The organism is Nonomuraea sp. PA05, assembly GCF_008086045.1.
Lineage (GTDB): Bacteria > Actinomycetota > Actinomycetes > Streptosporangiales > Streptosporangiaceae > Nonomuraea > Nonomuraea monospora.
The window spans coordinates 255,283-280,192 of sequence record NZ_VSEY01000013.1 but is presented as its reverse complement, the minus strand read 5'-3'; the positions used below and the strand labels follow the sequence as shown (position 1 = coordinate 280,192).

19 protein-coding genes and 1 pseudogene are annotated in these 24,910 nt (G+C 72.3%); 10 read left to right on the top strand and 10 right to left on the bottom strand.

All coding sequences use genetic code 11. From position 1 onward, the window contains the following. Positions 1-204: 204 nt before the first annotated feature. Positions 205-975, bottom strand: coding sequence for an IclR family transcriptional regulator (locus FXF51_RS22225; protein WP_148436437.1), 771 nt, complete (start codon positions 973-975; stop codon positions 205-207). Between the two features lie 229 nt (positions 976-1,204). Beyond that, positions 1,205-1,564 carry a prolyl oligopeptidase family serine peptidase gene (locus FXF51_RS22220; protein ID WP_148436436.1) on the bottom strand — a complete coding sequence of 120 codons (360 nt, stop codon included), beginning with the start codon at positions 1,562-1,564 and terminating at the stop codon, positions 1,205-1,207. A 17-nt stretch (positions 1,565-1,581) separates the two neighbouring features. Here FXF51_RS22220 and FXF51_RS22215 point away from each other — a divergent pair. Beyond that, positions 1,582-2,295: pseudogene (locus FXF51_RS22215) on the top strand (Tn3 family transposase); the annotation flags it as partial. A gap of 230 nt (positions 2,296-2,525) precedes the next feature. On the opposite strand, the gene FXF51_RS22210 reads toward FXF51_RS22215, so the two are convergent. After that, positions 2,526-2,636: a lasso RiPP family leader peptide-containing protein gene (locus FXF51_RS22210; protein WP_262379729.1), complete on the bottom strand. Its 111-nt coding sequence runs from the start codon at positions 2,634-2,636 to the stop codon at positions 2,526-2,528. Between the two features lie 240 nt (positions 2,637-2,876). Here FXF51_RS22210 and FXF51_RS22200 point away from each other — a divergent pair, with 240 nt between their 5' ends. Together FXF51_RS22200 and FXF51_RS22195 are read left to right on the top strand one after the other, a co-directional pair. Continuing rightward, a complete protein-coding gene (locus FXF51_RS22200) occupies positions 2,877-3,155 on the top strand; it encodes a hypothetical protein (protein WP_262379726.1) in 279 nt (92 codons plus the stop codon). A 76-nt stretch (positions 3,156-3,231) separates the two neighbouring features. Then, entirely contained in the window at positions 3,232-5,799 is a 2,568-nt protein-coding gene (locus FXF51_RS22195) for an excinuclease ABC subunit UvrA (protein ID WP_148436434.1), read from the top strand. Between the two features lie 1,176 nt (positions 5,800-6,975). Here the strand turns inward: FXF51_RS22195 and FXF51_RS22180 are convergent. Both FXF51_RS22180 and FXF51_RS22175 read right to left on the bottom strand, forming a co-directional pair. After that, entirely contained in the window at positions 6,976-8,394 is a 1,419-nt protein-coding gene (locus FXF51_RS22180; protein ID WP_148436433.1) for an oxidoreductase, read from the bottom strand. Between the two features lie 141 nt (positions 8,395-8,535). Continuing rightward, positions 8,536-9,120 carry a GrpB family protein gene (locus FXF51_RS22175; RefSeq protein ID WP_148436432.1) on the bottom strand — a complete coding sequence of 195 codons (585 nt, stop codon included), beginning with the start codon at positions 9,118-9,120 and terminating at the stop codon, positions 8,536-8,538. A gap of 194 nt (positions 9,121-9,314) precedes the next feature. Between FXF51_RS22175 and FXF51_RS60935 the strand changes: the two genes are divergently transcribed. The 7 genes from FXF51_RS60935 (at position 9,315) to FXF51_RS22145 (ending at position 20,126) form a co-directional block, all read left to right on the top strand. Further along, a complete protein-coding gene (locus tag FXF51_RS60935; protein WP_187414508.1) occupies positions 9,315-9,527 on the top strand; it encodes a hypothetical protein in 213 nt (70 codons plus the stop codon). A gap of 34 nt (positions 9,528-9,561) precedes the next feature. After that, a complete protein-coding gene (locus tag FXF51_RS22165) occupies positions 9,562-12,489 on the top strand; it encodes an ATP-binding protein (RefSeq protein WP_148436431.1) in 2,928 nt (975 codons plus the stop codon). A gap of 71 nt (positions 12,490-12,560) precedes the next feature. Beyond that, positions 12,561-12,704 (top strand): hypothetical protein, encoded by a 144-nt coding sequence (locus FXF51_RS60930; protein WP_187414507.1) that lies wholly within the window; start codon positions 12,561-12,563, stop codon positions 12,702-12,704. Positions 12,705-12,757: 53 nt separating this feature from the next. Beyond that, a complete protein-coding gene (locus tag FXF51_RS22160) occupies positions 12,758-15,169 on the top strand; it encodes a hypothetical protein (RefSeq protein ID WP_148436430.1) in 2,412 nt (803 codons plus the stop codon). 14 nt (positions 15,170-15,183) lie between these two features. After that, positions 15,184-16,392 (top strand): peptidase S8, encoded by a 1,209-nt coding sequence (locus tag FXF51_RS22155; RefSeq protein WP_148436429.1) that lies wholly within the window; start codon positions 15,184-15,186, stop codon positions 16,390-16,392. Between the two features lie 10 nt (positions 16,393-16,402). Continuing rightward, entirely contained in the window at positions 16,403-17,620 is a 1,218-nt protein-coding gene (locus tag FXF51_RS22150) for a hypothetical protein (protein WP_148436428.1), read from the top strand. Between the two features lies 1 nt (position 17,621). Then, on the top strand, positions 17,622-20,126 hold the full coding sequence (locus FXF51_RS22145; RefSeq protein WP_148436427.1) for a S8 family serine peptidase: 2,505 nt from the start codon (positions 17,622-17,624) through the stop codon (positions 20,124-20,126). A 256-nt stretch (positions 20,127-20,382) separates the two neighbouring features. Here FXF51_RS22145 and FXF51_RS22140 read toward each other — a convergent pair whose 3' ends face one another. From FXF51_RS22140 to FXF51_RS22110, 5 genes are all read right to left on the bottom strand, one after another. Further along, a complete protein-coding gene (locus FXF51_RS22140; RefSeq protein ID WP_148436426.1) occupies positions 20,383-20,841 on the bottom strand; it encodes a hypothetical protein in 459 nt (152 codons plus the stop codon). Between the two features lie 234 nt (positions 20,842-21,075). Further along, a complete protein-coding gene (locus FXF51_RS22135; RefSeq protein WP_148436425.1) occupies positions 21,076-21,969 on the bottom strand; it encodes a hypothetical protein in 894 nt (297 codons plus the stop codon). Then, positions 21,966-22,793, bottom strand: a complete 828-nt coding sequence (locus FXF51_RS22130; protein ID WP_148436424.1) for a hypothetical protein — start codon at positions 22,791-22,793, stop codon at positions 21,966-21,968. Before FXF51_RS22130 ends, FXF51_RS22135 begins: the two co-directional genes overlap by 4 nt. A gap of 841 nt (positions 22,794-23,634) precedes the next feature. Then, positions 23,635-24,426, bottom strand: a complete 792-nt coding sequence (locus tag FXF51_RS22115; RefSeq protein WP_148436422.1) for an NmrA family NAD(P)-binding protein — start codon at positions 24,424-24,426, stop codon at positions 23,635-23,637. Then, entirely contained in the window at positions 24,419-24,856 is a 438-nt protein-coding gene (locus FXF51_RS22110; protein ID WP_148436421.1) for a nuclear transport factor 2 family protein, read from the bottom strand. Before FXF51_RS22110 ends, FXF51_RS22115 begins: the two co-directional genes overlap by 8 nt. Positions 24,857-24,910 lie beyond the last annotated feature (54 nt).

The following is a 24,910-nucleotide window of genomic DNA, read 5'->3' as shown; positions in this document are numbered from 1 at the left end:
GCCGCGAGGCTGCTCGCAGCGGAGCTGCGAGCAGCCGGTCAAAAGTCCGATCGACATGCGTGAGGGCGCGTGGCACAGCACGAGAACTCCCGACGTCCTTGCCGAAATCCCGCCGCGGCCGCGACTGCTGACGAAGCCGGTCGCCAGGCCCTCACCTGCGGGCACATCCCTACTGCGGCCACGGCTACTCGGGCATCTTCGAGATCAGGTCTGCGGCGTCTCGCCCTGGGCACCGAGAGCGCGGGAAAGGGCCAGCGCGGCGGTGCGTACGGCGGGGGCGACCCGGGCCATCTGCATGGTGGAGCTCCAGCCAGAGACCGATAGCGCGCCCATGGCGGTGCCGTCCGGAGCGAGGACGGGGCTGGCGGCACAGACGATTCCGGCTCCCGACTCCTCGCGGTCGAACGCGACCCCTTCCGCACGGACACGGTCGAGCTGGCGGGTGAGAACGCCCGGCGCGATGACACTGCGTTCGCTGATCCGGGGCAGCCCCTGCTGCAGTACCGCCCGTACGGTCTCCGCGGGCGAGAAGGCGAGGATGGCCTTGCCCACCCCCGTCACTGGGGCGGGGAGCCGCCCGCCCACCCGGGAGGGCAGGGCGGGGCCGCCCGGTGTGGGGAGAATCTCGACGTAGACGACTTCGTGGCCTTCGAGCACGGCAAGGTGCACAGTCTGCCGGGTGGCCTCCCGCAGGTCCGTCATGTACGGCAGGGCAGCGTCACGGAGCACGCGCTGGCGGGGCACCCGCTGCCCGATCTCGAACAGTCGCAGGCCGAGCCGCACCTGCCCGCCGTGGCGTTCGAGCAGTCCGGCCTCGGCGAGATCGAACGTGATGCGGTGCACGGTCGACTTGGGCAGACCGGTGCGGCGGGCCAGCTCGGACGCGCCGAGGTCGCCGTCGTCGGCGCGGAAGGCGGACAGCACGGTGGCGACGCGCCGGAGGAACGATCCCTCATTGGTGACCTGGGTGGACATACCGCCACTTTACGGTTCCGTTCCGTCTCACGGGACGCCGTCGTTGCCGGTGGACGGGTTGTCGCGACAGGGTGCTGCCGAAACCTCGAAGGGGAAGCCGCTCGAGGATCGCCAGCTCGCCACCAGGCGGTCGGGATGGAAGTTGAGCGTCACCTGCAGGCCGGGATCGACCGGGCCGCGACGTGGCTGAGGGCGCGCGTGCGTGCCGTACCCGACATTTCTGTCGTCATCATGACCCGTCGGACGCGTGCAGGACAAAAGCCAGCACATCGGCGAGCAGTGCTTGCTCCTGGTCTCTGGTCGAGCCGGTGCCGTGACCGCCGTGCTCCTCGACGCGCATCAGCACCGGCCGACCGGAGGCCGTGGCCGCCTGCAGGCGGGCGGCCAGCTTCGCCGGCTGCCACGGTGGCACCCGCGCGTCGTGCAGGCCGGTGGTCAGCAGCACCTGCGGGTAGGGCACGTCGTCCCCTACCCGCAGGTAGGCGTCGATGATCAACAGGGCACGCAGGCCCTCCTCGGTGGTGACGCTGCCGTACTCGGGCACGTTGATCGGCCCGCTCTCGGTGAACTCGTTCCGCGTGGCGTTCACCGCCGGCGCTGGAGCCCATGCCGGCCACGCCGCGCGACTCGCTGTACATCCTCGGCACCCTGATCAACATCGATGCCGGTCCGCAGCCCGAGGTCGTCACGACCGACCAGGCGTCCGATTCGGACACGGTGTTCGGGATCTTCTCCATGCTGGGCTACCGGTTCGCGCCCCGCTTCGCTGACCTGGGCGACCAGCGATTCTGGCGCTCTGAGGTGCCCGGCAGCAACACCTCGAGCGACTACGGGCCGTTGGAGGCGATCGCCCGCAACAAGATCAACCGGCAGAAGATCTGCACCCAGTGGTTGGACATGACCCGGGTCGCCGGATCGCTGGTCACCAACCAGGTGCACGCCTACGACCTGCTGCGCATGTTCGCCCGGGGTGGGCGGCCCACCCCGCTCGGGCAGGCGTTCGCCGAGTACGGCCGGATCGACAAGACCCTGCACCTGCTGTCGATCCTGGACCCGATCGACGACACCTACCGCCGCAAGCTGAACAAGCAGCTCACCGTCCAGGAGTCCCGGCACAGGCTCGCCCGCAGGATCTGCCACGGTGGCAATGGCCAGATCCGCAAGGCCTACCGCGAAGGGCAAGAAGATCAACTAGCGGCTTTGGGGCTGGTCGTCAACGCGGTCGCGCTGTGGAACTCCAAGTACCTGTCGGCCGCGGTTGACCGGCTGCGCGCCGCAGGCGTCTCGGTCAAGGATGAGGACGCCGCGGCCGGTGGGCCGGCGGTCACGCCGGCCGCCCCCGGGCCCGTGAGCATGATCCTGGCGGGGCCGAGGGTGAGGACGCGGGTCTGGCCGGGATCCCAGCAGCCCAGCAGCCACGGCCGCCCGGAGGCGTGTCCGAGTACGTGGCAGGCGCGGGCCCGCAACCGCTGGGCCGGGCCGCCGGCCGGCGGGCTGTCCGGAAAGATCGCCAGCCAGCGTCCGGGCGCGGAGGTGGGCATCGAGCCGGCTCAGTGGTAGTAGGTGAACACGTCCGTGCCTTCGGGAAGGGGCGTGTCGCTGTCGCCGAGTGTGTGCTCGGCGAAACCGCCGGCCTCTCGCATGATCGGTGGCTCGTACACCGCCGCCGGCTGAGTGAGCGAGTTCTGCGTGATCAGGGCTCCTTTCGTGGTTTCGCGCCGCCTGCCGCAGCCCTGACCCGATGATCCGCCGTAGCCGATCCCTCATCGGCGGCTCGATCCGCTCCTCCCTCAAGTGCGCCAGCAACTGCTCGCGCACCCGATCGACCTGCCGTTCCTTCTCACACACCTCGACGGCCAGCCACTGCGCGGCCTTCTCCGCATCGGCCACCGAGCATTGCGATGCGGCGGGCGCCGCTACTGCGGGTCCTCGACGAGCCCACCGTCAGCCTCGACGTGCGGACCGAGGAGTGGCTGTTCCACTGGTACGCCGGCCTGAACCGCCTGGAGGGCGGCGTGACGATGCTCGTCACGCACCGCTTCACCACCGCGCGGGCGGCTGATCTCATCGTCATCCTGGATGGCGGCCGGGTCGTCGAGACCGGCACGCACGACACGCTGAGTGAGACCGGCGGGCTCTACGCCGAGCTGTTCCGCCTGCAAGCCCGCTATTTCGTCTGAGCGGAAACATGACATGAGGTGTCGGGTTTCAGGGCGATCGTGGGCGGAACCACGAACGACGACAAGGAGCTCAAGGATGACTGACGCCGAGGCCATCGAGGTGATGGGCGCTCGTACCAACAACCTGCGGGATGTGTCGGTGAGCATCCCCAAGGGGCGGCTCGTCGCCTTCACCGGCGTGAGCGGCAGCGGCAAGACCTCGCTGGCCATCGACACCCTGCACAACGAGGCGCAGCTACGGTACCTGGAGGGGCTCTCGCCCTTCGTGCGGCAGTACATCACCCAGCGCAACCGGCCGAAGGTCGACCGCATCCTGGGACTCGGCGCGACGCTCGCGGTCGACCAGCGGCGCCTGAACCGCAACCCCCGCTCCACGGTCGCCACGATCACCGGCATCGACGGACATCTGGGACTGCTGTACTCGCGCCTTCCCGCGATCGGTGCGGAGCGGGCTGCCGGGCACCTGACGACCGCTCATTTCGACCGCAACACACCGGAAGGGAGCTGTGCGGACTGCCACGGCGTGGGCGGGCGCTGGCAGGCGCAGGAGGACCTGGTCATCACGCGTCCGGAACTGCCGCTCTTCGAAGGGGCCTCGCCCTGGTACGCCAAGTGGCGGTCGGGGGAGCACGCCTTCGTGCCGGCGCTCGCCGAGAAACGCGGTGTGGACCTCGGCCGGCCATGGAAGTCGCTGCCGGAGGAGTTCCGCCACTGCGTCTTGTACGGCACGGGCGAGGAGAAGGTCGAGGCGACCGTCAACATGACGAACAAGAACGAGACGGCCCAGGTGACCTACACCTCCAGCCAGCCGCTGCGGGGCGCGCTCGCCGAGGTGGAGCGGGTGTTCGTGAACGCCCAGACCGCTGGCGCCAAGCAGCGCTACCTGCCGTACATGCGCAAGCAGCCGTGCGGCACCTGCGGCGGCAACGGCTACGACCAGGCGGCCAGGTCCGTACGGCTCGGCGGGCTGACCTACCCCGACCTGATCGAGGTGGAAGTGCGGGAGGTACGCACCTGGGCGGAGCGCGTGGCCGGCGACCTGGACGCCCGGCAGCGCGAGGTGGGGGAGCCGCTGCTGCAGGACCTGGGCCGCAGGCTCGGCATCCTCAACCGGCTCGGCCTGGCCCATCTCCAGCTGTCCCGGAGCGCGGCGACCCTGTCCGGGGGCGAGTCGCAGCGCACGCGGCTCGCCGCGCAGCTCAGCACCGAGCTGAGCGGCATCATCTTCGTTCTGGACGAGCCCGGCACCGGACTGCATCCGGCCGACAAGGCGCACCTTCTCGACATCGCCCTGGAGCTGCGCCAGGCCGGCAACACGGTGCTCCTGGTCGAACACGACCCCGAACTGATTGCCCGAGCCGACTGGGTGATCGACCTGGGTCCCGGCGCGGGCCGCCTCGGCGGGGAGGTCCTGGTGTCGGGGCCGCCCGCCGACGCGGCCGCCCACCCGGCCTCGCTGACCGGACGCTACCTGGCGGGGAAGGGGCCGCGGCTGCGCCGTGCCCGCCGTCCGGTCGGTGACGACACCGGCTGGGTGGAGCTGTACGGCCTGCGCGCGCACAACGTGAGCGCGGACCTGGTCCGCATCCCCGCAGGCCGGCTCACCTGCCTGACCGGGGTGAGCGGCAGCGGCAAGTCCAGCCTGCTCGGCGCGCTCGCGACGAGTGTGACGGCCGCGCTGAACGGGACGGTGACCGACGCGGTGCGGCAGGTGAGCGGCCTGCAGGGGCTCGACTGGGTCGCCGTCGTCGACCAGGAGCCGCTCGGGCGGACGCCCCGGTCCAACCCGGCCACCTACAGCAAGGCGTTCGACCTCATCCGCAAGTTGTTCGCCGGAACGGACGCGGCGCGCGGGCGCGGGGTCAACGCCTCCTGGTTCAGCTTCAACACCGCGGGTGGCGGACGTTGTGAGACCTGCACCGGTTATGGCCGCAAGCTGGTCGACATGCACTTTCTGCCGGATGTGTGGGTGGTCTGCGACGCGTGCGACGGCCGGCGCTACCAGCCGGAGGCCCTGGACATCACCTATGAGGGCCTGAGCATCGACCAGGTTCTGGGGCTGACCGTGGCCGAGGCCGGGGAGCGGTTCTCCGAACCCCGGCAACTCGCGGAGACCCTGAGGGCCCTGAAGCAGGTCGGGCTCGGCTACCTGCAGCTCGGTCAGAGCGCCACGGAACTGTCCGGCGGCGAGGCGCAGCGGCTGAAGCTGGCCTCCGCGATCCAGCGCGGCGCCGCGAGCCGCAAAGCCGGGCTGGTCGTTCTCGACGAACCTGTCTCCGGCCTGCACCCGTCCGACGTCCAGCGGGTGGTGGACGCGCTCGACGTGCTGCTCGACTCGGGAAACACCGTCGTCGTGGCCGAACACGACATCCCGGTCGCCGCGTCCGCGGACTGGGTGATCGACCTGGGGCCGGGTGCCGGCCCTGACGGGGGCGCGGTGGTCGCGGAGGGCAGCCCGGAGGCCGTCGCGACCGCCGGCACCCCGACCGCCGCCTTCTTCCGGCGGTACGCGGCGGGCCTGCCGCTGCTGTCAGAGGCGCATCTCGCCCCCGTCCACGACCAGGTCGTCGCCCAGGACGACCACCGCGTCGGCGGCCTCTCTAGGGCGTCCGCTCCGGCCGGGCGGGATCGTCGCGGCCGGTGATGAAGCGGCGTCTCCCGTCGCATGCCGAGGATCTTCGCCAGTTCTCCGAAGAAGTAGCCGCGGGGCTTTTCCTGGTTGAGTGCGATGGCGGTGTTCATGGCGTCTGGCAGGTGCTCACGCAGAGGCTCCACATGTACCAGGCCGACCGGATGTGATCAGTTCGTACAAGGAAGCCGGGGGAGACCGCAGGGAGACCGGAAGGAGCGAACGGGCCCGGTTTCATGCGGAAGTCGCGGCATGGCGTGACCCGGTCGAATGCAGCTGAGCTGCGGTCTTGGTCGATGGCGGCATCGGTCGTCACGGTCCGGTGTAGTGGTCGGGAGATTCCGCATGCCCTGATCCTGCGGGTGAAGGCCGCTGGCCATGTCGCTGACCTCCTGTCTCCTACGATGGGCGGGGTGGTGCGAAGGGGACCGCGGGGTCGCGGACAGCTTCCGCGAGGCGGCCGTCCGGGGCGCCAAGGCAGCGCTGGCCTCCGCTGCGGCGTGCGCCACGTCGGGGAGTACGGCGGTGTAGAGGTCGGACGTCATGGCGAGGCCGGCGTGGCGCAGCATCGCTGAGGTGACCTTCATGTCGTTGCCCGCGGCGAGCGACAGGGTGGCCGCGCCGTGACGCAGGTCGTGCGGCTGGATCGGGGGGTAGCCCGGCAGCGAAGGCGGGCCGAGCGCACTGAGCACATCGGGGTGCGTGTTCAGTGCTGCCGAACGTCGGTCCCGAGTCGCCGAGAGCCATCCCGGCCTGAACGTCACGCTGATCAGCCTCGGCGAGCCCGCCACGATGATGGGCGGCGGTGAAGGTCTCGCCGCTCGCCGCCGACGCCGGGATCGCCGTCGACGAGCGCGGCCTCATCCTGGTCGCCGCCACCCTCCGGTCGGCCTCGGCCGCCGCGACGCGGTCATCCAGCTCACCGAGGCCGACGACACCCCGGCCGCTGGTACCTCACCGGCCGGGCCACCGTCGCGTACAAGGAGGCGGTCAGCGGCAGCCCGCTCACGACGTACCGCCTCAGCAAGCGCGTGAACGTCACCACCGTCGTCTCGAAGGGCGGCCGCGCCTCCCGCAGGCCCGCGGTCTGAGGGCGGACCTCCTTCCTCGGGCCGAAGACCGTTTCGATGCGGCGGCGCGGCCGTCACCTCGTGCAGGCACCGTCCCCGTGGAGCCGCATCCGACGCGCGATCAGGTTTTGACCAGCGCCCGGGTCGCGCCGGCCACGATGGCCGTGGTCAGAGCCCACCCGATGGCGATCAGCAGGTAGGCCAGCCACTGAACCGCCTGGTCGGGCCAGTACCAGGCGGTGCGCTGCCCGAGCCCGCCGATGGGGATCAGCAGGTCGAGGGTGTAGACGAGGGCGTTGAACGGCGCCCCTTCGCCCTTCTTGACCGGGATCGGGGTGTGGGAGCAGAACACCAGCGTGGCCGCAGGCACCAGCACCGCCAGCCACACCGCCGCCAGCCAGGGCCGGTAGCCGTATCCCACGGTGGCGTCGAACAGATAGCCCCACACCCGCGACAGCGGGCGGGCGGTCGCGCGCCGGTGCCGCTGCTTGGCCAGCAGCACCCGGCGCGCCTCGTCGTCGTGGCCGACCCGGCGAAAGTGCCCCGCGAGCTGCTCGTACGGCTGCGCCGCGTAGGCGGGGTTGCGCCGTATCCACGTCAGGCGGGCGGCGGCGCCGCTCCCGTCGAGCGAGTCGTAGGTGAACCCGTGCAGCCGCAGCTCACCAGGCCAGGTGGCGGCGTCGTCGTAGGCCCAGGAGACCTGGACGTTGCGCAGGTCCACCGAGGCCGGCGCGACGGCGAAGCGCAGGTCGAGCTCGGCCGCGCGGGCGCCGACGATCGACAGGGTCGTCAGGCCGGCGCCTTCGAACGACAGCAGGTCCGCGACCTGGACACCGCGCAGCCGCACGGCGCCTTCTGCGGTGAACGCGCAGCGCATGCTGGAGGCGGTCGCGTTGTCGGCGCCGAAGGCGATGCCGTCCGGGCAGCTCAGATGGGCCTCGGCCATGAACAGGCCACCGGCCAGCCGCGCCCCGGGCAGCAGCACTCCGCCCTCGGTGCGCATGCGGTCGCCCACGACGGCGCCGTCGATCTGCATGCCGCCCGCCGACAGCGCGAGCCTGCCCGGGGCGATCACCACGGCGTCGTCCAGACGCAGCGCGCCGGCGATGTGCGTGTGCAGGAGTTGCAGCGGGTCGTAGTCCACGTTCCCGATGGTCGAGCGGCGCAGGTCAAGCCGGCCGCCGATGCGGGCCGACGGCGCCCAGATGCCGGGCAGGCGGCAGCCGACGAACCCGATGGCCTGGGTGGTGGCCCCCGCCAGACTCACCCGTCCCTCCAGCTCGCAGTCCTCCAACATCAGCAAATGCCGGATCTCACAGCCGTTGAGGATCAGCGAGCCGGTGACGCGCGCGCCCACGACGTTCAGCGCGGCCGCCTCGTCGCCGGGTTCGCCCGGGGCCCGCAGCAGCAGCGCCCTCAGCACCGTGGCCCGCACCGTCCGGCGTCCACCCTTCAGGCCTGACAGGTCCACGCGGCGGCCGGTGGGGAAGCCGTCCCACACCTTTCGCTCGGACGCGGTCAAATCCTCATACGTGATCATTCGCCGAAGGTTACCGAGACGAGGCGCGGGCGCGATCCCCGAAGACGTCGATGCTGCCCCGGGGGCGCGGCGATCCACCTGATCTTCCGCCGGACGCAACCCGCTGCGCCGGCGCCATCCGCGCCGTCGCGCGCATCGGCTTCAGGCGACGTGGCCCGGCGCCGGCCGCCAGCCGGTTTCCGCCGCCCAGCGTTCGGCGGCCCTCATCAGGACGGCCGTGGCCGGGGCCTTGACCTGGCCGTTGTCGAGCAGGTCCGGCACGCTGAGGGCCAGGCGCTTCTTGAACGCCCCCCACGCCAGGCGAGCGACCTCGTCGGCACGCAGGTAATCGCGGAACAGCAGCGCGAAGCGAGCGTTCTGCCCGCCCATCTCACGCACGTGGACGTTGCACCGCCGCGCGCCGACCGGCGGCGCGAACACCAGCTTGCGGCACTCCTGCCCGAACGAGACCTCGACCCGGTTCCACGGCTCCGGCCGGCAGCGGAAGCCGGCGGCGGCCAGCAGAGCGACCAGCCGATCCTCCTCGATCGCGTCGACACGGACCTGGACATCGACGCAATCCTTGGCGGCCAGGCCCGGCACCGAGGTGGACCCGACGTGGTCGATCGCGCGGGCCTGGTCTCCGAGGGCGTCCTGCAGTGTCGTGGCCAGCCGGTCGAAGTCCGCTGGCCACTGCGGCCGGTAGTCCACGACGGCGACGAGAGCCGGCTCATCAGGGAAGGGCATGTCCTCCAGTTTGAAGCCTGCGCACAGCCGGACGTAGTGGGCGAGGCTGGACAGGTGCTGGTGTCGGGACTCGGGGGCGGTGCGGACGGCGGCGGCCAGGTGGGTCGGCGCGCTGTGCCGGCGCGTCCTTGGAGCAGGCGGGGAAGCAGGCGGGGGAGCAGGCGGGGGAGCAGGCGGGCGGTGCCGGTGGCCCAGTGCACGTACTCGAGGGTGCCGCCCTTGGCGACGACCCGGACCCGGACGAGACACCCACCGGCTCCGCCGCCGTGCCGGTCGTCGCCGCGTCCGAGACGGGCGCCGTCGCGGTCACGTACCACGACTTCCGCGACAACACCCTCGACCCGGCCACCCTGCCTTCGGCACCGCCTGACCAGGGCGAAGCCGGCTGCCGGCCCGCCGCTCCCTGATGGGTTCGGACGTGATATATACACCCATAAAGGGATGAACGAAACTCGCCTGCGGCGGAGGGCGCCCTCGGACGCGCTCCCGCCGGCGCTCATCGGCCGCGACGACGCCATGGCCGCGATGGTCGCCGCGGTGTCACAACACGCCCTCGTGCTCGTCGAGGGCGAGGCGGGCATCGGCAAGTCCCGCTTGCTGGACGAGTGCCTGGCCGATCCCGCCTTACGCGGCCGCACCGTGCTGATGGCCGCCTGCCCGCCGCTGAGGGAGCCGTTCACACTCGGCGCGGTGGTGGACGGGCTGCGGGCCTTCCACGACCGCCTGGGCGAGCTGGCGCTGAGCCCGCTCGCCGGTGCGCTGCGCACGCTGTTCCCCGAGTGGGCGTCGTGGCTGCCTGCGGCGCTGGAGGCGCTGCCCGACCCGCAGGAGACGCGCCATCGGCTCTTCCGCGCGCTCGGTGAGCTGATCGACGCGCTCGCAGTGGACGTGCTGGTGGTCGAGGACGCGCACTGGGCGGACGCGGCCACGCTCGACTGGCTGCTGACCCTCACCACCTCGCGCGGAGCCGCGCGCTCGATCGTGGTCACCTACCGGCCGCTCGACGTCGGCCAGGGCTCGCCGCTGCTGCGCCTGACCTCGCGCCCGCCCAGGAACATGTCCTGGGAACGCATCGCGCTGGAGCCGCTGGACGTGCCGCAGACCGGCGCCCTGGTGAAGTCGATGTTCGCGACCGCCGACGTGTCCGACCACTTCGCGGCCTTCCTGCACGAGCACACCGGCGGCATCCCGCTCGCGCTGGAGGAGACCGTACGCCTGCTGCGCGCCCGGCGCGACATCTTCCGGTCCGAGAGCGGCTGGCGCCGTCGCATCACCGAGGAGCTGCGCGTGCCGCCCACGGTGCGTGACTCCGTCCTGGAACGCGTGACCCGGCTCGACCCGCCCACCCGCGCCGTGCTGGAGGCCGCCGCCGTGCTGGAGGCACCCGCCGGCGAGGCGCTCATCGCGGCGGTCGCGGGCCTCGACGAGGCCGCCGTCCAGGACGGCCTGGCCGTCGCGCTCGCCTCCGGCCTGCTGCGCGAGGCCGGCCGAGGGACGTTCGGCTTCAGCCATGTGCTGGCCTCGCGCGCGGTCGCCGAGGCCACCCCCATCCCGTCGCGCCGCCGGCTGCACCACCGCGCGGCCGTGGCCCTGAGCGAAGGCGAGCACCCTCCCGTCGTACGGCTGTGCCGCCACTTCCGCGAGTGCGGCGACGTCGAGGAGTGGTGCCGCTACGCCGAGGCGGCGGCCGAGCTCGCCATGGAGGCGGGCGACGGCCACACGACGGTCGCCATGATGCTGGACCTGCTGACCGCCGCCGACCACCCGGTCGAGCGCCTGGTCCGCCTGGCCAGGCGGCTCGGCGCGGCGGTCTCCGTCACCGCCGAGCCGCTGCTGGGGCTGGGGGAGCGGGTGCGCGCCGCGCTGGAGGAGACGCTCGCGCATCCCGGGCTGCCGGCCGAGGCCAGGGGAGAGCTCGGGCTGAGGCTGGGGCGGCTCCGCTTCCACCTCGGCGAGTTCGAGGCCGCGATGGCCGGCCTGGAGGCCGCCATGCCGGATCTGGAGGACCGGCCCGAGCTCGCCGTCCAGGCCATGCTCCTGCTGGCCAACCCGATGATCCGTGCCTGGCCGCGGGCCCGCCACCTGGAGTGGGCCGGCCGGGCGGAGCGACTGTTCCCGCTGGTCAGCCTGCCGGTCGAGCGGGCCGCGTTCCTGTCTCACCAGGCCACGGCGCTGCTCTGCCTCGGCGAGGAGGACGGCTGGCGCGTGGCGCGCGCCCTTCCCGCCGACGGGGACAGCCGCCTGGAGCGCCAGGAGATCGCCCGGGGGCGGCTGATGGTCGGTCAGTTCTGTACGTTATGGGGCCGGCACGACGACGCCCGCGCCTACCTGGACTCCTCCGCGGCGCTCGTGGAACGGGCGGGCTACCGCCGGATCGAGGACGTGCTGAGGCTGGCGCGGGCACACCTGGCCTGGCACGACGGGCACTGGGACGGCCTGGACGACGTGACGGCCGAGCTGGCCGGCTCGGAGACGGCCGACGAGGCGACCCGCCTGGAGGCCCGCATGATCCTCGGCTGCCTGGACCTGGCGCGCGGCGTACCGCAGCGGGCCGAGCAGCGGCTGCGCGAGGTCCTCGCCGCCAGCCTGGCGCGCGGGCACGCGGACCCGTTCATCTTCCCCGACGTGGCGCTGGCCCGGCTCCTGCTCGCGCGCGGCGAGCCGGAGGCCGCGGTGGAGATCACCGAACCGATGCTGGAGATGATCGCCCGCAAGGACGTGTGGCTGTGGGCCACGGAGCTGCTGCCGGTTCACCTGGACACGCTGCTGGCCGTCGGGCGGACGGAGGAACGGGCCGGCCTGGTGGCGGCCTTCGCCGCCGGGATGGCGGGACGTGACGCTCCGGCCGCCGCCGCGGCGGTCGTGACCTGCCAGGCCATGGTCGCCGCCGGCCCGGAGGCGGCGGCGGGCCTGTTCGGCCGGGCCGCGGCGATGTGGGCGGCGCTGCCCCGCCCCTACGACGGGTTGCTCGCCGCCGAGCGCCAAGGCCGCCACCTGCTCGACGCGGGCGAACGCGAGCAGGCGCTGACGGTGCTGGAGGAGAGCCAGCGGAAGCTGGCCGCACTGGGCGCGCGCTGGGACGCCGACCGGGTCGCCCACCTGCTGCGCGAGCAAGGCGTCGAGGTGGCCAGGCCGTGGCGCGGCGGGCGCAAGGGGTACGGCGACCGCCTGTCCCCGCGTGAGGTGGAGATCGTCCGTCTGGTGGCGCTCGGATGGACCAACAAGCGCATCGCGGAGAGCCTGACGCTGTCGCCGCGCACGGTGGAGCGCCACCTCAGCGCGGCCATGCGCAAGCTGTCGGTCACCACGCGCACCGCCCTGGTCACCACGGCCGCCGCCGACGGACTGCTGGACGAGACACCGACATAGATTGCTTTTTCCCATTAATTGGGTGATTTCCCGACTCGCGACGTCGGCAGGCCCGCCTGATCCTGATCTTCATGCGTAACGATCAACCGGACGCCGAGCCGGACGCAGTGCCCGACGCCGAGCCGGACGCGGTGCCCGACGTCGAGCCGGACGCCGTTTCTGAGGATGGTCTCCTGGGCGAGGCGGCGCCCGACGGCGCACACGAGCCGCTGTGAACCAGCACGTCGTGCGCCTGCCGTACAGGCGCGGTCAGAAAGCGGGACAGAGAATGACAATCCACCACCGGTTACACTTCGCACGCCTTCCCCGCCTGGCCACGGCCGGCCTGGCGCTGGCACTGGCGCTGGCGGCGGGAGCCGCACCCGCCGCGGCCGCCCCACCCCTGGACCCCACTCCCCACGTCACCGGCCCTGCCCCCAGAGCGCCAGAGGCGAGCACCTCGACGGTGACCCTGCTGACCGGTGACCGCTTCCAGGTCGACGTCGACGAGCGCGGCGGCCAGCAGGTCAGCAGGCTCCCCGGCGGCGGCCCGGCCGGAGGCACGTTCTCGCAGTTCACCCTCGGCGGCGACACCTACGTCGTGCCGTCCGAAGTGGTGCCCTACCTCGGCAAGACCATCGACCTGCGCCTGTTCAACGTCGGCTACCTGGTGCGGGCCAAGCTGGACGACGAGCGCAGCGCCACCCTCCCGGTCACCGTGCGGGCCGGCCGCGCCCAGGCCGAGGCCCTGCCCGCCACCAGCGTCACCGCCGCCGCCGGCAGCGCGGCCAGCGCGACGGTGACCAAGAAGGAGGCCCCGGCGCTCGGCAGGCTGCTGGCCGAGACCTGGCGCGGCGCGAAGGGCGACGCCGCCGGCACACTGCCCGGAATCGAGCGGATCGAGCTGGCCGCCCCCAAGGGCGCTCCCGAGCCGCCGCCCTCGCCGCTGGCCGCCGACGCGCCGGCCGCCAGAGCGGCCGGCGAGGGCGGCGGGGAGCTGAGCTACCACATGCTGACCGTCGACTCCATCGCCAGGGACGGCACGCCCGGCACGATGATCGGAGCCGTCCAGAACGTCACTGACGGGGCCCTGGCCACCTTCGCCTTCACCTACCCGGGCGAGGGCAAGAAGTCGTTCATGGTGCCGGAAGGCACCTACAGCATCATGGCCAGCGTGCTCACCGCCCCGGCCACCGACCTCACGTCGGAGACGGCACTGGTGATCGAGCCCGAGGTGCGGGTCGGCGCCGACACCAGCGTGGTGCTGGACGCCAGGAAGGCGGTCCGCTACCGGCCGACGCTGGCCTCGCCGCCGCAGGCGCCGCTGATCCGCTCCGAATCCCTGTCGTTCGTACGCACCAGCGCCGCGGGAGACGAGACGGGCATCAGCCCCTCAGGGCTGATCGCGGGTTTCACCTGGAAGACCTACTCCGACCCGGTCACCGGCAGTCCCGACCTCTACGTCACCCCGACCAGGCCGGTCAGGAAGGGCGATTTCAAGTTCACGGGCTTCACGCTGCTGGCCGAGAACGCCGACTCCGGCCCCGAGATGGGCGCGACGTACAAGCTGGTGTTCGCCTACGGCGACGCCGTGCCGGGCAGACTGACGCCGGTCGTCAGGAAGTCGGAGCTGGCCGCGGTGCGCTCCACGCTCTACAACACGGCCTCCGACGCCGCCTCGCCAGGACCGGTGACCCGGGCGTCCTACGTGTTCCTGCCGTGGGGGTGGTCCGACGTGAACCACGGCTACCTGCCGGCCGCCGGCGAGCGCGTCGACTACGTCTACAGCACCAGGCCCGGCGAGACGTACTGGCAGCACGTCATGGCCGCCGACACCAACGAGGTCATCCTCGGGGAGCGCCGCAAGCTGCGCCCCGGCCAGGAGATCACAGAGGTGTGGAACCTCGGCCCCCGGACGCCGTCGGCGGCCGCCACCTACGTGCAGGAGACCCTTCTCGGGGTCGGCGGCCCGGGCAGCACGGTCGACGAACCGTGGCTGCAGGTGTGCCTGGCGTGCAGGCAGGGCTCGCTGGGCGCGGTCTACCTGAACGGGCTCGCCGACTCGGCGCCGCTGCACTCGACGTCGGAGGCGTACGCCGCGTCGCGGACGACGTTCTACCGGGACGGCAAGCTCGCCTTCGACCTGGGTACCGGCGGCTACACGCCCTATCTGCCCATGCCGTTGTCGCTGCCGCTGGCGCCGCGCCCGGCCGACTACCGCCTGGTGTGGGACTTCGCCAGCCAGGGGAACCCCCAGTCGCCGAGCCGTACCGAGTGGACCTTCCGCAGCGGCCCGCGTGACGCCGCCGCCGCGCTGCCCCGTACCGTGCAGTGCGCCGACTCCACGCGCCCGTGCTCCTTCCTGCCGCTGCTGTTCGTGCACTGGAACCTGTCGCTCGACCTCGACTCCCGGGCCAAGGCCGGGCAGCCGTTCGACGTCGTGTTCCGCGTCTCGCGCCAGCAGCACCAGGCCCGGCCCGCGGGCGTGCGGGCCACGGTCGAGGTGTCGTACGACGACGGCAAGACCTGGTCGGCTCCGAGGACCGCCACCGCCAGGCGCGACGGCACGTTCACCGCGCCGATCACGCATCCGGAGTACTCCGAGCCGGTCCGCTGGGTGTCGCTGCGGGTCAACGCGCGCGCCGGTGACGGCAGCACCGTCACCCAGACCAACATCCGTGCCTACCGGCTCGCCGGCTGACCGGGAGACCTGACATGCGCACCCATCGATGGACGACGCTCGGAGGCGTGGTGGCGATGCTGCTCACCACGATCGCCCCGCTGACCCTGCTCACCACCACTTCCGCCGCGGCCGCCTTCACCGCGCCGCCCGCCACGAGCTCGGCCTGCCCCAAGGACGCCAAGGACACCGGTCCGGCGACGTGCCTCCTGCGCGCCGGCACGGGCGGCGGCGACCAGCCGCTGCCGCGCGTCACCGCCGGACGCGGCCCGCTGACCGCCAGGGACCTCCAGGAGGCCTACCGGCTGCCCTCGGACTGGCTGGGCGGCGGCCAGAGCGTGGCCGTCGTCACCCCGTACGACAACCCCGAGGCCGGGGACGAGCTGGCCGAGTACCGCAAGGCGAACGGCATGCCCCCGTGCGACGCCGACTTCCCGTGCTTCAAGAAGATCAACCAGCGGGGCGGCGACACACCGCCCGCCCCGAGCCCCGCCTGGGCGGTGCACAGCAGCGTCGGGCTGCAGCTCGCCGCGGCGGCCTGCCCGAACTGCAAGCTCCTGCTGGTGCAGGCCGACGACCCGTCCCTGGCCAGCATGGCGGCGGCCGTGGACCAGGCCGCCGCGCAGGGCGCCACCGCGGTCGTGCCGATGTGGGGCGTGGCCGAGTACGACGGCCAGAACGCCCTGGCCGCCCACTTCGACCACGCGCCGACCACCGTCGTCGCCCCCTCCGGCGTGGGCTTCAACAGCGGCGGCCGCCAGATCCTCCCCACCGCCTACCCGTCGGTGATCGCCGTCGGCGGCACCCAGCTCTACCGGGACCCCGCCACCACGCGCGGCTGGAACGAGTCCGCCTGGCGCGACACCGCCTCCGGCTGCTCGATGTACGCGCCGCGCCCGGCCTGGCAGCCGGCCGGATCGTGCGGAAGCCGGCGCACCGTCGCCGACGTCGCGGCGGTGGCCTCCTCCGACACCCCGGTCCAGGTCTACAGCACCAGCCTGGGCGGCTGGGGCACCGCCGCCGGCACCCCCGTCGCGGCGGCGTTCATCGCCGGCGTGTACGGCCTGGCCGGCACCGATTCGTCCACCCCGGCGGGCAAGCGGCTCTACGCCGCCTCCCCGTACCTGAACGACATCACCGCCGGAAGCAACGGCGCCTGCGGCGGCGGCAAGATCTGCACCGCGGTGCGCGGCTACGACGGGCCCAGCGGCATGGGCACCCCCAACGGCACCGGCGCCTTCTAGGAGGACCCTGATGCGAACACCACGATCTTTCCGCAGGCGGTTGCGCCGGGCCACCGTCGTGGCCGGCCTGACCGCCCTGCTGAGCACCGCCGCCACCTCCGCCACTCAGGCTCCCGCCACCGCCGGGACGGACTGCGTACCGGCCTGGACGATGCTCGACGCGCCCGCGAGCGAGGGCGTCGTCGACGTCGACGTGATCTCGCGTGACAACGTGCGCTTCTCCGAACAGCTCGAGGAGGGCGCCCGGTCGCTGCGCTGGAACGGCCGCTCGCTGGTGGAGAACGGCCCCCAGGTCCCCGTGCCCCCGCGCACCGCGAACCTCTTCCAGGTGGGCGCCGGCTCGTTCGACGCCACCGGCGGCTGGTCGCTGGTCAACCTGCACGGCCCCTACCAGCCGGACGGGGCGGGCGTGCTGGCCCGCCTCGACGGCGGCCGCTGGACGCTCACCACGGCGGGCGCGTCGCAGAGCCCGGAGACCGGCCCGTCCTGGCTGGTGGACGTCGCCACGGTGGACTCCTCCCAGGCCTGGGCGGTGGGCCGCGTCGAGGGGCCGGCGGGCGGGGCGCTCATCCAGCGCTGGGACGGCACGCAGTGGACGACGGCCGACCACCCCGCGGCCCGCCGCGCCTCCGCCGATCTGAGATCGGTGAAGGCGGTGCCGGGCGGCGGCGTCTGGGCCGCCGGCTTACAGAAGAACGAGCAGACGGGCTCGTACCAGCCGATGGTCCTGCGCCACGACGGGACGGCCTGGGCCGACGTCGCGCTGCCGGACCCCGGAGCCGAAGGCATGTTGTACGCGCTCGACGCCTCCGGCCCCGACGACGTCTGGGTCGCCGGCATCTCCGGCAGCCAGAGCAGCCCGAAGCCGCTCCTGCTCCACTGGGACGGCCAGAGCTGGGCCACCGTCCCCGCGCCCGAACCGGGCCCCTACGGCGGCGACATCTTCAAGCTGTACGCCCCCGCCCCCGGCCAGTTGTGGGCCCTCACCAACGACAGCAGCATGGGCGTCTTCCACGTGCAGCATTGGGACGGCGCCTCCTGGCAGGAGGTCAAGCCTCAGGGCGAGCAGCCGGAGGCGTTCGGCTTCATCTTCTACGACGTGGACGGCAGCGGCCCCGACGACGTGTGGGTGACCGGCACCTCCAACCGGACAGTGCCCTCCGACATCGGCTACCCGCAGTTGCTGCCACGCCGTCTGATCGCCCACCTGAGCTGCGGGAGTGAGTGACGTGAGAGTTCCCCGTAAGGCGCCCGCGCTGGCGTGCGCCCTGACCCTGCTGGCCACCGCCCTGTCGGGCGCCTTCCCCGCGCAGGCCGCCGCGGACGATCCGGTGATCGCGCCGGAGGTGCTGGCCGGCTTCGACGCGCGCGCCACCACGGACTTCTGGGTGCGCATGTCGGGCAAGGCCGACCTCGCCCCCGCCGGGAAGATCGCCGGCCGTGCGGCACGCGGCCGGGACGTGGTCGAGCGGCTGCACGCCAGAGCCGACCGCGACCAGGAGCCGCTGCGCAAGCTGCTCAAGGCGGAGGGAGTGAAGTCCACGGCGTTCTGGGTCACCAACGCCGTCTACGTGAAGAACGCCTCCAAGGCACTGGCCAAGAAGATCGCGAAGTTACCCGGGGTCGAGGAGATCCGCGCGCCCGTCACGTACACCATCCCCGAGCCGATCCGGAGCACCCCCACGGGGGCCGCCGCCGCGACGGGCCTCACCTGGGGCGTGTCCAACATCAACGCCGACGACGTGTGGGCGCGGACCGGCCGCCGCGGCGAGGACATCGTCATCGCCAACATCGACTCCGGCGTCCAGTACGACCACCCCGCCCTGGCCAAGAGCTATCGGGGCGACAACGGAGACGGCACCTTCACCCACGACTACAACTGGTACGACCCGCTGAGCGAGTGCCCGGGCGACGCGCCGTGCGACAACAACTCCCACGGCACCCACACCATGGGCACGATGGCCGGCGACGACGGCCAGGGCAACCAGATCGGCGTCGCCCCGGGCGTGCGCTGGATCGCCGCCAAGGGCTGCACCACCGACCAGTGCTCGGAGGAGGCCCTCGTCGCCTCCTCACAGTGGATGCTCGCACCCACCGACTCCACCGGGGCCAACCCCGACGCGTCCAAACGCCCGCACATCGTCAACAACTCGTGGGGCGCGAGGCTGACCACCCAGCCGTTCATGGAGGACATCCAGCTCGCCTGGGCGGCCTCCGGCATCATGGGCATCTGGTCCAACGGCAACGACGGCTCCGCCTGCCAGACCTCCGGAACGCCCGGCGGGCGCGTCATCAACTACTCGGTGGGCGCGTACGACGTCAACAACAAGATCGCCGGCTTCTCCAGCCGAGGTCCCGGCCAGGACGGCGAGATCAAGCCGAACATCTCCGCGCCGGGCGTGAGCGTCCGCTCCTCGGTGCCCGGCGGCGCCTACGCGTTCTTCGACGGCACCTCCATGGCGGCGCCGCACGTCGCGGGAGCGGTGGCGCTGCTGTGGTCGGCCCGCCCCGAGTACGCACGCGACACCGCGGCCACCCGCCTGCTGCTGGACCTGTCGGCCATCGACACCGAGGACACCACCTGCGGCGGCACCGCGGCCGACAACGCCGTCTACGGCGAAGGCCGCCTCGACGCCCTTGCCCTGGTCGAGGCGGGAACGCGCGGCACCGCCACGCTGACCGGCACCGTCACGGACGCGGCCACCGGCCGGCCGGTCGAGGGCGCCACCGTCACCCTCACCGGCCCGCTGACCCGCACCTCCACCCTCGGCGCCGAAGGCGCCTACCGCTACACCCTCGTCGCGGGGGAGTACCAGCTCAAGGCCGAGGCGTTCGGCTACCAGACCACGACGAGAACCGCCACCCTGGCCAAGGACGGCTCCCTCACCCTGGACGTCGCCCTGCCGCGGACCGAGCGGATCAACCTGACCGGCACCGTCTCCGACGGCTCCGGCCTCGGCCGCGGGCTCGCCGCGAAGATCACCGCCGACGACGGCAAGGGCCACACGTGGAACGCCGAGTCCGACCCCGCCACCGGCGCCTACACCTTGTCCCTGCTCCCGTCGACGACCTACACCCTCACCACCCGCGCCACGGAGCCCGGCTACGACCCGTCCGTCCAGCAGGTCACCATGGGCGAGACCGGCCGGCGGCTCGACCTCGGCCTGACCGTCTCCCTGTCCTGCGTCGCCCGCGGCTACGAGGTGATCCGCGACGGCAGCACCGAGCCGTTCGACGGCGCCTCGGCGCCCAAGGGATGGACGGTCACCAACGTCGACCCGCGCATCCCCAACTACGCCTACCAGCCCGGCTGGGTCTTCACCGACGCCGGCGGACGGGGCAACCACACCGGCGGCGCGGGCGGGTTCGCCATCGTCGACTCCCTGCACTCCGGCAAGGGCCACCTCCAGGACACCTACCTGACCAGTCCCTCCTACAACCTGACCGCCCGGACCTCGGCGACCCTGGAGTTCGCCCACGACCTGAAGCCGGCGGTCAACTCCACGACCGGCGTCGACCTCAGCACGGACGGGGGCCGTACCTGGAAGACCGTGTGGTCGGCCAAGGGCTTCCCCGGCGCTCCAGGACCCGCCGTCCACGTCGTCCCGCTGCCGGACGCGGCCGGGCAGGCCGACGTGCGGATCCGCCTCCACTACCGGGGCCAGCTGTCCGGCTGGTGGGCCGTCGACGACGTGTTCGTCGGCGACCGCACCTGCCGGCCCGCGGCGACCTGACCCCACCGCCGCGCGCCGCTGCCCCCGGGACCGGAGACGGCCCGGGGGCGGCTGCTTCGACGGAGGGCGCCGCGGGCCTGGCCATTCCTCGACCATATGAGGGTGGGCTGCGGCCGTGGCGCCGCCGCGGCCCCACCGCTCGGACACGGAGCCCGGGCCGGACGAGCACCGGCCCGGGGCCGAAGGCCGGCGCTCGACGCGGAAGGCCGGCGTCACGAACGCGCGCGTGACGCCGGCTCATGCCGGAACGGCGTGATCAGTTGTAGGGGTTGTCGTAGGTGAACCCGTTTCTGAGCCAGGTGGCGGTGCTGCCGCTGAAGTTGACGCCCTCCACCTCGAAGCGCACGTTCGTGACGGTGCTGCCCACGTAGTCGGTGGCACTGATGAGCTGAGCCGGGTACCGGCACTGCGGGATCGTGGTGTTGCCCCAGTTCACGCTGTAAGAGGCGCGCTGGGTCGTGCGGTTGTTGATCCAGACGTAGCCGCCGGCCGCGCTGTAGCTCGACTCGCGGCACAGGTAGAACTGGTAGGTGTAAGAGTTGCCGTCGATGAAGTCGATCGTGCCGTACATGCCCGCCAGCTTCCGCTGGTTGTCCCCGTAGACCTCCAGGAAGATCTGCACCGGCGCACTCACGGTGCGCGCGGTGGCCGGGGCCACTGGCACCGCGAGAACGGCCAGCAGTGCGAGGACGATGGTCAGGAACCGTGTCGACAAGTCGTGCCCCTTCCTGCCCGTGGCTGATGGCCGGAGGCTACGAGTGGAATATTCACACCGTCCACCGGCGGGTCAATCGGCCTGGCTGTTATCGGGGATGCCGGTCGCCGGAACGGCACGTTCCTATGGTTGTGCGGCGCGCGGGGGCGGGTTGATCGTGAAAGTTTCAACGGCTCTTGCGGCCGTCCTTCGGTGGTCGCCGACGCCCGCGACGCCTGAAGCGGGCGGCGGCGGTCAGGCCGGGCACTCCGGCGGCAGCTTGAGCATGGGGAACTCCAGCCGCAGTGAAGCGTCCGCGGGAAGGACGATCGCGCGGGCCCACGGGTCGCTCGCCCAGCAGGCCGGCAGCAGGAAGTAGCGCTGGTTGGAGTGGAGCAGCAAGTGCAGGCCGCGGTACCGATAGCGGTACATCGCGCCGGGGTCCGGCAGCGGGGTCTCCTCGATCCCGGGGCTCTCCAGATGCAGCCGCCGCGCCGAGTAGACCACCGTGCTGGGCAGCGCTCCCGGATCGGAGCGGTACGCGGTGGCCGCCTTCATACCCGCCTGCTGCGCGAGCTCGCTGACCGTCCACAGCAGCAGTACCAGGAGGAGCACCACGCACAGGGTGCGCTGGAGCACCTGGTCGCCGGTGGAGACGACGCGCCGCTCACTGACTCTCTGATACAGGGAGAGGCCGTAGACGAGCACGAAGACGCCGAGCCCCAGGCTGATGGGCACGGCGTAGGACGGCAGGCGCAAGCGTCCGTTCATGGCCGCCAAGCCCACGACGACGCCCGCCAGCCCGAGCACGGCCAGGACCGCGATCACCCGCTTCACGGCGGTACAGTGCCTGTCCGCGCACCGGACCACCCATCTGTGCGCCAGTGGCGCGATCAGGGCCAGCACCAGGAGCACGATCAGTGGTTCCACCGTCAGGGTGACGCTGCGCAGCACGTAGTCCTGGAAGGACAGGCCCAGCATGCTGTGGTCCAGGCCGAGTTGCCCGTACATGGTGTTGGCGCGTACGGCCCCGAAGTACATCAGGATCGCCGCGATGAAGGTGGTCGGCGTCACGACGTGCGCCAGGACGGCCCACGCGCGGGTGAGGTCCTGGCCGGTGCCGCCGCCTTCGTCCGGGGGCGCGCTCACGACTCGGCGGGGGCCGGGCCGTCGTCCTCCTGCGGGGTGGAGCCGTCTTCCCCGGACGTCTCGGCCGGGCCGCCGGTGTCCGTCGGGCCGGGCTCGGACTCCGTGGGCTCCACGGGCTCCTCCGAGGAGTACTCGTCGTTCGTGGGGGACTCTTCGCCGGAGGGCGTTCCTCCGTCCGGCGAGGACTCCGTCGTGGTGGGCGGCGTCGTGGTGGGCGGCGACGTGACGGTCGCGCACTCCGGCAGGGTGGCGGGATCGGACGCCACCGAGCACGCATCGCTCAGGAACTCCTTGGGGATGCCGCCGAGTTCCCCGAGCTCGGCCCAGGCCTCCTTGGCGCTCTCGGTGTCGCCCAGGGCGAGGGCGCTGGTCAGTTTCGATTCGTTGAGCATCCGCAACATCGCCGGGCGCATCGGTTCGGGAATGTCTTCGGCCTGCTGCTCCGCCTCGCGGACGGTGCCGCTCGCCTGCCGCCACTGCCGCTGGTTGGCCTCCGCCGCGGCTTTGCACACCTTCGCGACCGCCTTCTCGCCGTCGGTGCCGCCACCGGAGGCCACCTGACCCATCTTCTCCGCCGTACCCGCGAAGTCGCCCTCCTTCAGCATCTTCTTGCAGTCCAGCCCCACCTGGGCCGTGGCCTCGGGCAGGTCCCCGCTGCCTTCGGTCGGCAGCGCGTCGTCCGCGGTGATGACCGGCCCTGGCTGCGTCTGCCCGGGAGCGCCGGGGCCAGCCTGCCCCGCCCCGCCCTGGCCGTCCGCGCAGCCGCCCGTGAGTAGTGCGGCGCCGGCGATCACCGTCGCCACGGCCGGCCAGGTCATCTTCACCGTTCTCCCCCGAGAGCTCGCCGGTATCAGAGCAGGTCGTACCGCGCCGGAGCGGGACCCACGCCCGCGGAACGCGCCGATCATCAATTCCTGGCGGACCTTTGGTGCGAAACGTCAGATGTCATGGCCGCGTAGTCGTCGTCGCCCAGCGCCCGCCGCACGTCGGCTCACGGTAGGGGTGCTGGATGAGCGCGCCGAGCGTGCGCCACTCGTCGCCGGAGCGCGGATCTCCTTGTTCGGATGCTGCTGCTCGCGTACCGCGTAGTCGTCGGTGCCCCCGATGGCGGCACGCTGCAGTCCCGTGCCCTGCGCCGGCGGGAACTGGTTGTCGGCCCTTCTGCGGATCTCGAAGGCTGGGCGGGCCGGGCGCGGCCTCGTTCAGGCTCCGGACGGTGGAGGTGAACCGCGTGCGGGCAGCGGGACGGTCGTCGCCGGAGCCGGAGAGGAGGTACGGGACCGCCTGGTTCGACCGGGAGCTGTAAGAGGCCGGGATCACCGCCGGCCCTCTGTCGATGGCCTCGGTCGCCGGCGCCATCGCCGACGGCACGTCGCGCCCGCCGGCGCTGGTGCCCTCGATCAAGCAGAAGGCCGCCGAGCGGAAGCTGCCCGACGGGGTGAAGGGTGGGCTGCGCATCGATGATGTCGGCCGTGGTCACCAAGGGCACCGCAAAGGCGGCGGGGACGCACGGCGAGACGGGCACGGCCGAGCTACGGCACGGGCGAGAAACCGGAGTCCCACGGGTGGTTCACGGGCTTCAAGGGGGATGTCGTCTTGGTCGTCGAGGGCTGAGCGGGCGGCGGCAAGGTCGCGGCCACGTTCCTCAAGAACCTCTGACGTCTTTCACCATGAGAACCGGCGGGGCGGGCGGCCCGTGACGCGTTCGACGGCGTCGGTGACCCGGTCCTCCGAGCCGTCGCGGATGGCCTCGTCGTAGGCGGCCAGCATCCCGGCATAGTCGTCCGGCATGCCCCGCTCGGCGAAGTGCCTGGCCAGTTCCGCCACCGAAACGGCCCGATGGCGCACGGGCTTTCCTTCTCGCCGCGACAGGACCGCCGCGACGTCGTCGTAGCTGAGCGCCTCAGGTCCGGTCAGGATGTGGCCGGTGTTGTGCGGGACCTCGTCGGTCAGCGCGTGGCCGGCGACGGCGGCGATGTCCGCCGCGTCCACGAACGCCACGCGGGCGTCCCCGGTCGCGGACAGCAGCTCCCCGTCCCGCTCGCGCACCGCGAGGGTGTGGCCGGTGAAGTTCTGCATGAACCACGAGGGCCGCAGCACCGCCCACTCGGGCATCGCCGTACGGACGAGCCGGTGCACCTGACCGAGCCCCGCCGCGCCCTCCGGCACGGCCGAAGAGCTGAGCTGCACGACCCGCCGTACCCCCTGACGCACCGCCTCCTCCAGGAAGGGCTGCACCAGGGGCGCGGGATCCGTCACTCCGGCGGGCGCGACGAGATAGACGGCCGAGACGCCGCGCAGCGCGGGCGCGTGAGTGGCCCGCTGGGCCCAGTCGAAGCGCACGTGCGCCCCCTGGCCGCGGCTGGCCGTCCTGACGGGCACGCCGCGTTCGCGCAGGAACGCGGCCACCCGCGAGCCGGTGGTGCCGGTCGCGCCGATGACGAGGACCTCACTCACCGCCGTCACCGCCGAAGGCCGTGTTCAGCTCCCGCGCGCCGCCCATCGCCTCGGCCGCGGCGAGGGGGTTCCAGTAATCGCGGTAGTGGTGGATCCGGCCGTCGCGCACGGTGAGGACGGCGACATACCGCATCCGGTACGGCTTGCCGGTGGCGACCACGAAGCCCGCCGCCTCGAACTCGGCGATCACCACGTCGGGGTCCGTGCTCTGGTGCACGGTCTGCTCAGGGAACTCGCGGATGTCGAGGAGGCCGGGGTAGCCACTCATGTACGCGGTGATCGCCGCATGCCCTTCCACCCGCGGCGGATAGCCGGGCGGCGCGAACGGGAACTCCACCACGCCGTCCTCGGCGAACAGCCGGGAGAAGGCCGCCATGTCCTTGGCGAGCAGCAGCTCAAGGGCATGATCGACCAGTTCACGAGGGGTCATCAGCATTCTCCTAACGTCTGGACGGTACGGTTCCGTCCCGTCCACAACTTAGCA

Bases quoted from the DNA above. Each gene is read 5' to 3' on its own strand.
- FXF51_RS22200 (WP_262379726.1), top strand. From the start codon at position 2,877: ATGCGGCGGGCGCCGCTACTGCGGGTCCTCGACGAGCCCACCGTCAGC.
- FXF51_RS22175 (WP_148436432.1), bottom strand. From the start codon at position 9,120: ATGCCCTTCCCTGATGAGCCGGCTCTCGTCGCCGTCGTGGACTACCGG.
- FXF51_RS22160 (WP_148436430.1), top strand. From the start codon at position 12,758: ATGACAATCCACCACCGGTTACACTTCGCACGCCTTCCCCGCCTGGCC.
- FXF51_RS22110 (WP_148436421.1), bottom strand. From the start codon at position 24,856: ATGACCCCTCGTGAACTGGTCGATCATGCCCTTGAGCTGCTGCTCGCC.
- FXF51_RS60930 (WP_187414507.1), top strand. From the start codon at position 12,561: ATGCGTAACGATCAACCGGACGCCGAGCCGGACGCAGTGCCCGACGCC.
- FXF51_RS22155 (WP_148436429.1), top strand. From the start codon at position 15,184: ATGCGCACCCATCGATGGACGACGCTCGGAGGCGTGGTGGCGATGCTG.
- FXF51_RS22225 (WP_148436437.1), bottom strand. From the start codon at position 975: ATGTCCACCCAGGTCACCAATGAGGGATCGTTCCTCCGGCGCGTCGCC.
- FXF51_RS22150 (WP_148436428.1), top strand. From the start codon at position 16,403: ATGCGAACACCACGATCTTTCCGCAGGCGGTTGCGCCGGGCCACCGTC.
- FXF51_RS22165 (WP_148436431.1), top strand. From the start codon at position 9,562: ATGAACGAAACTCGCCTGCGGCGGAGGGCGCCCTCGGACGCGCTCCCG.
- FXF51_RS22195 (WP_148436434.1), top strand. From the start codon at position 3,232: ATGACTGACGCCGAGGCCATCGAGGTGATGGGCGCTCGTACCAACAAC.
- FXF51_RS22180 (WP_148436433.1), bottom strand. From the start codon at position 8,394: ATGATCACGTATGAGGATTTGACCGCGTCCGAGCGAAAGGTGTGGGAC.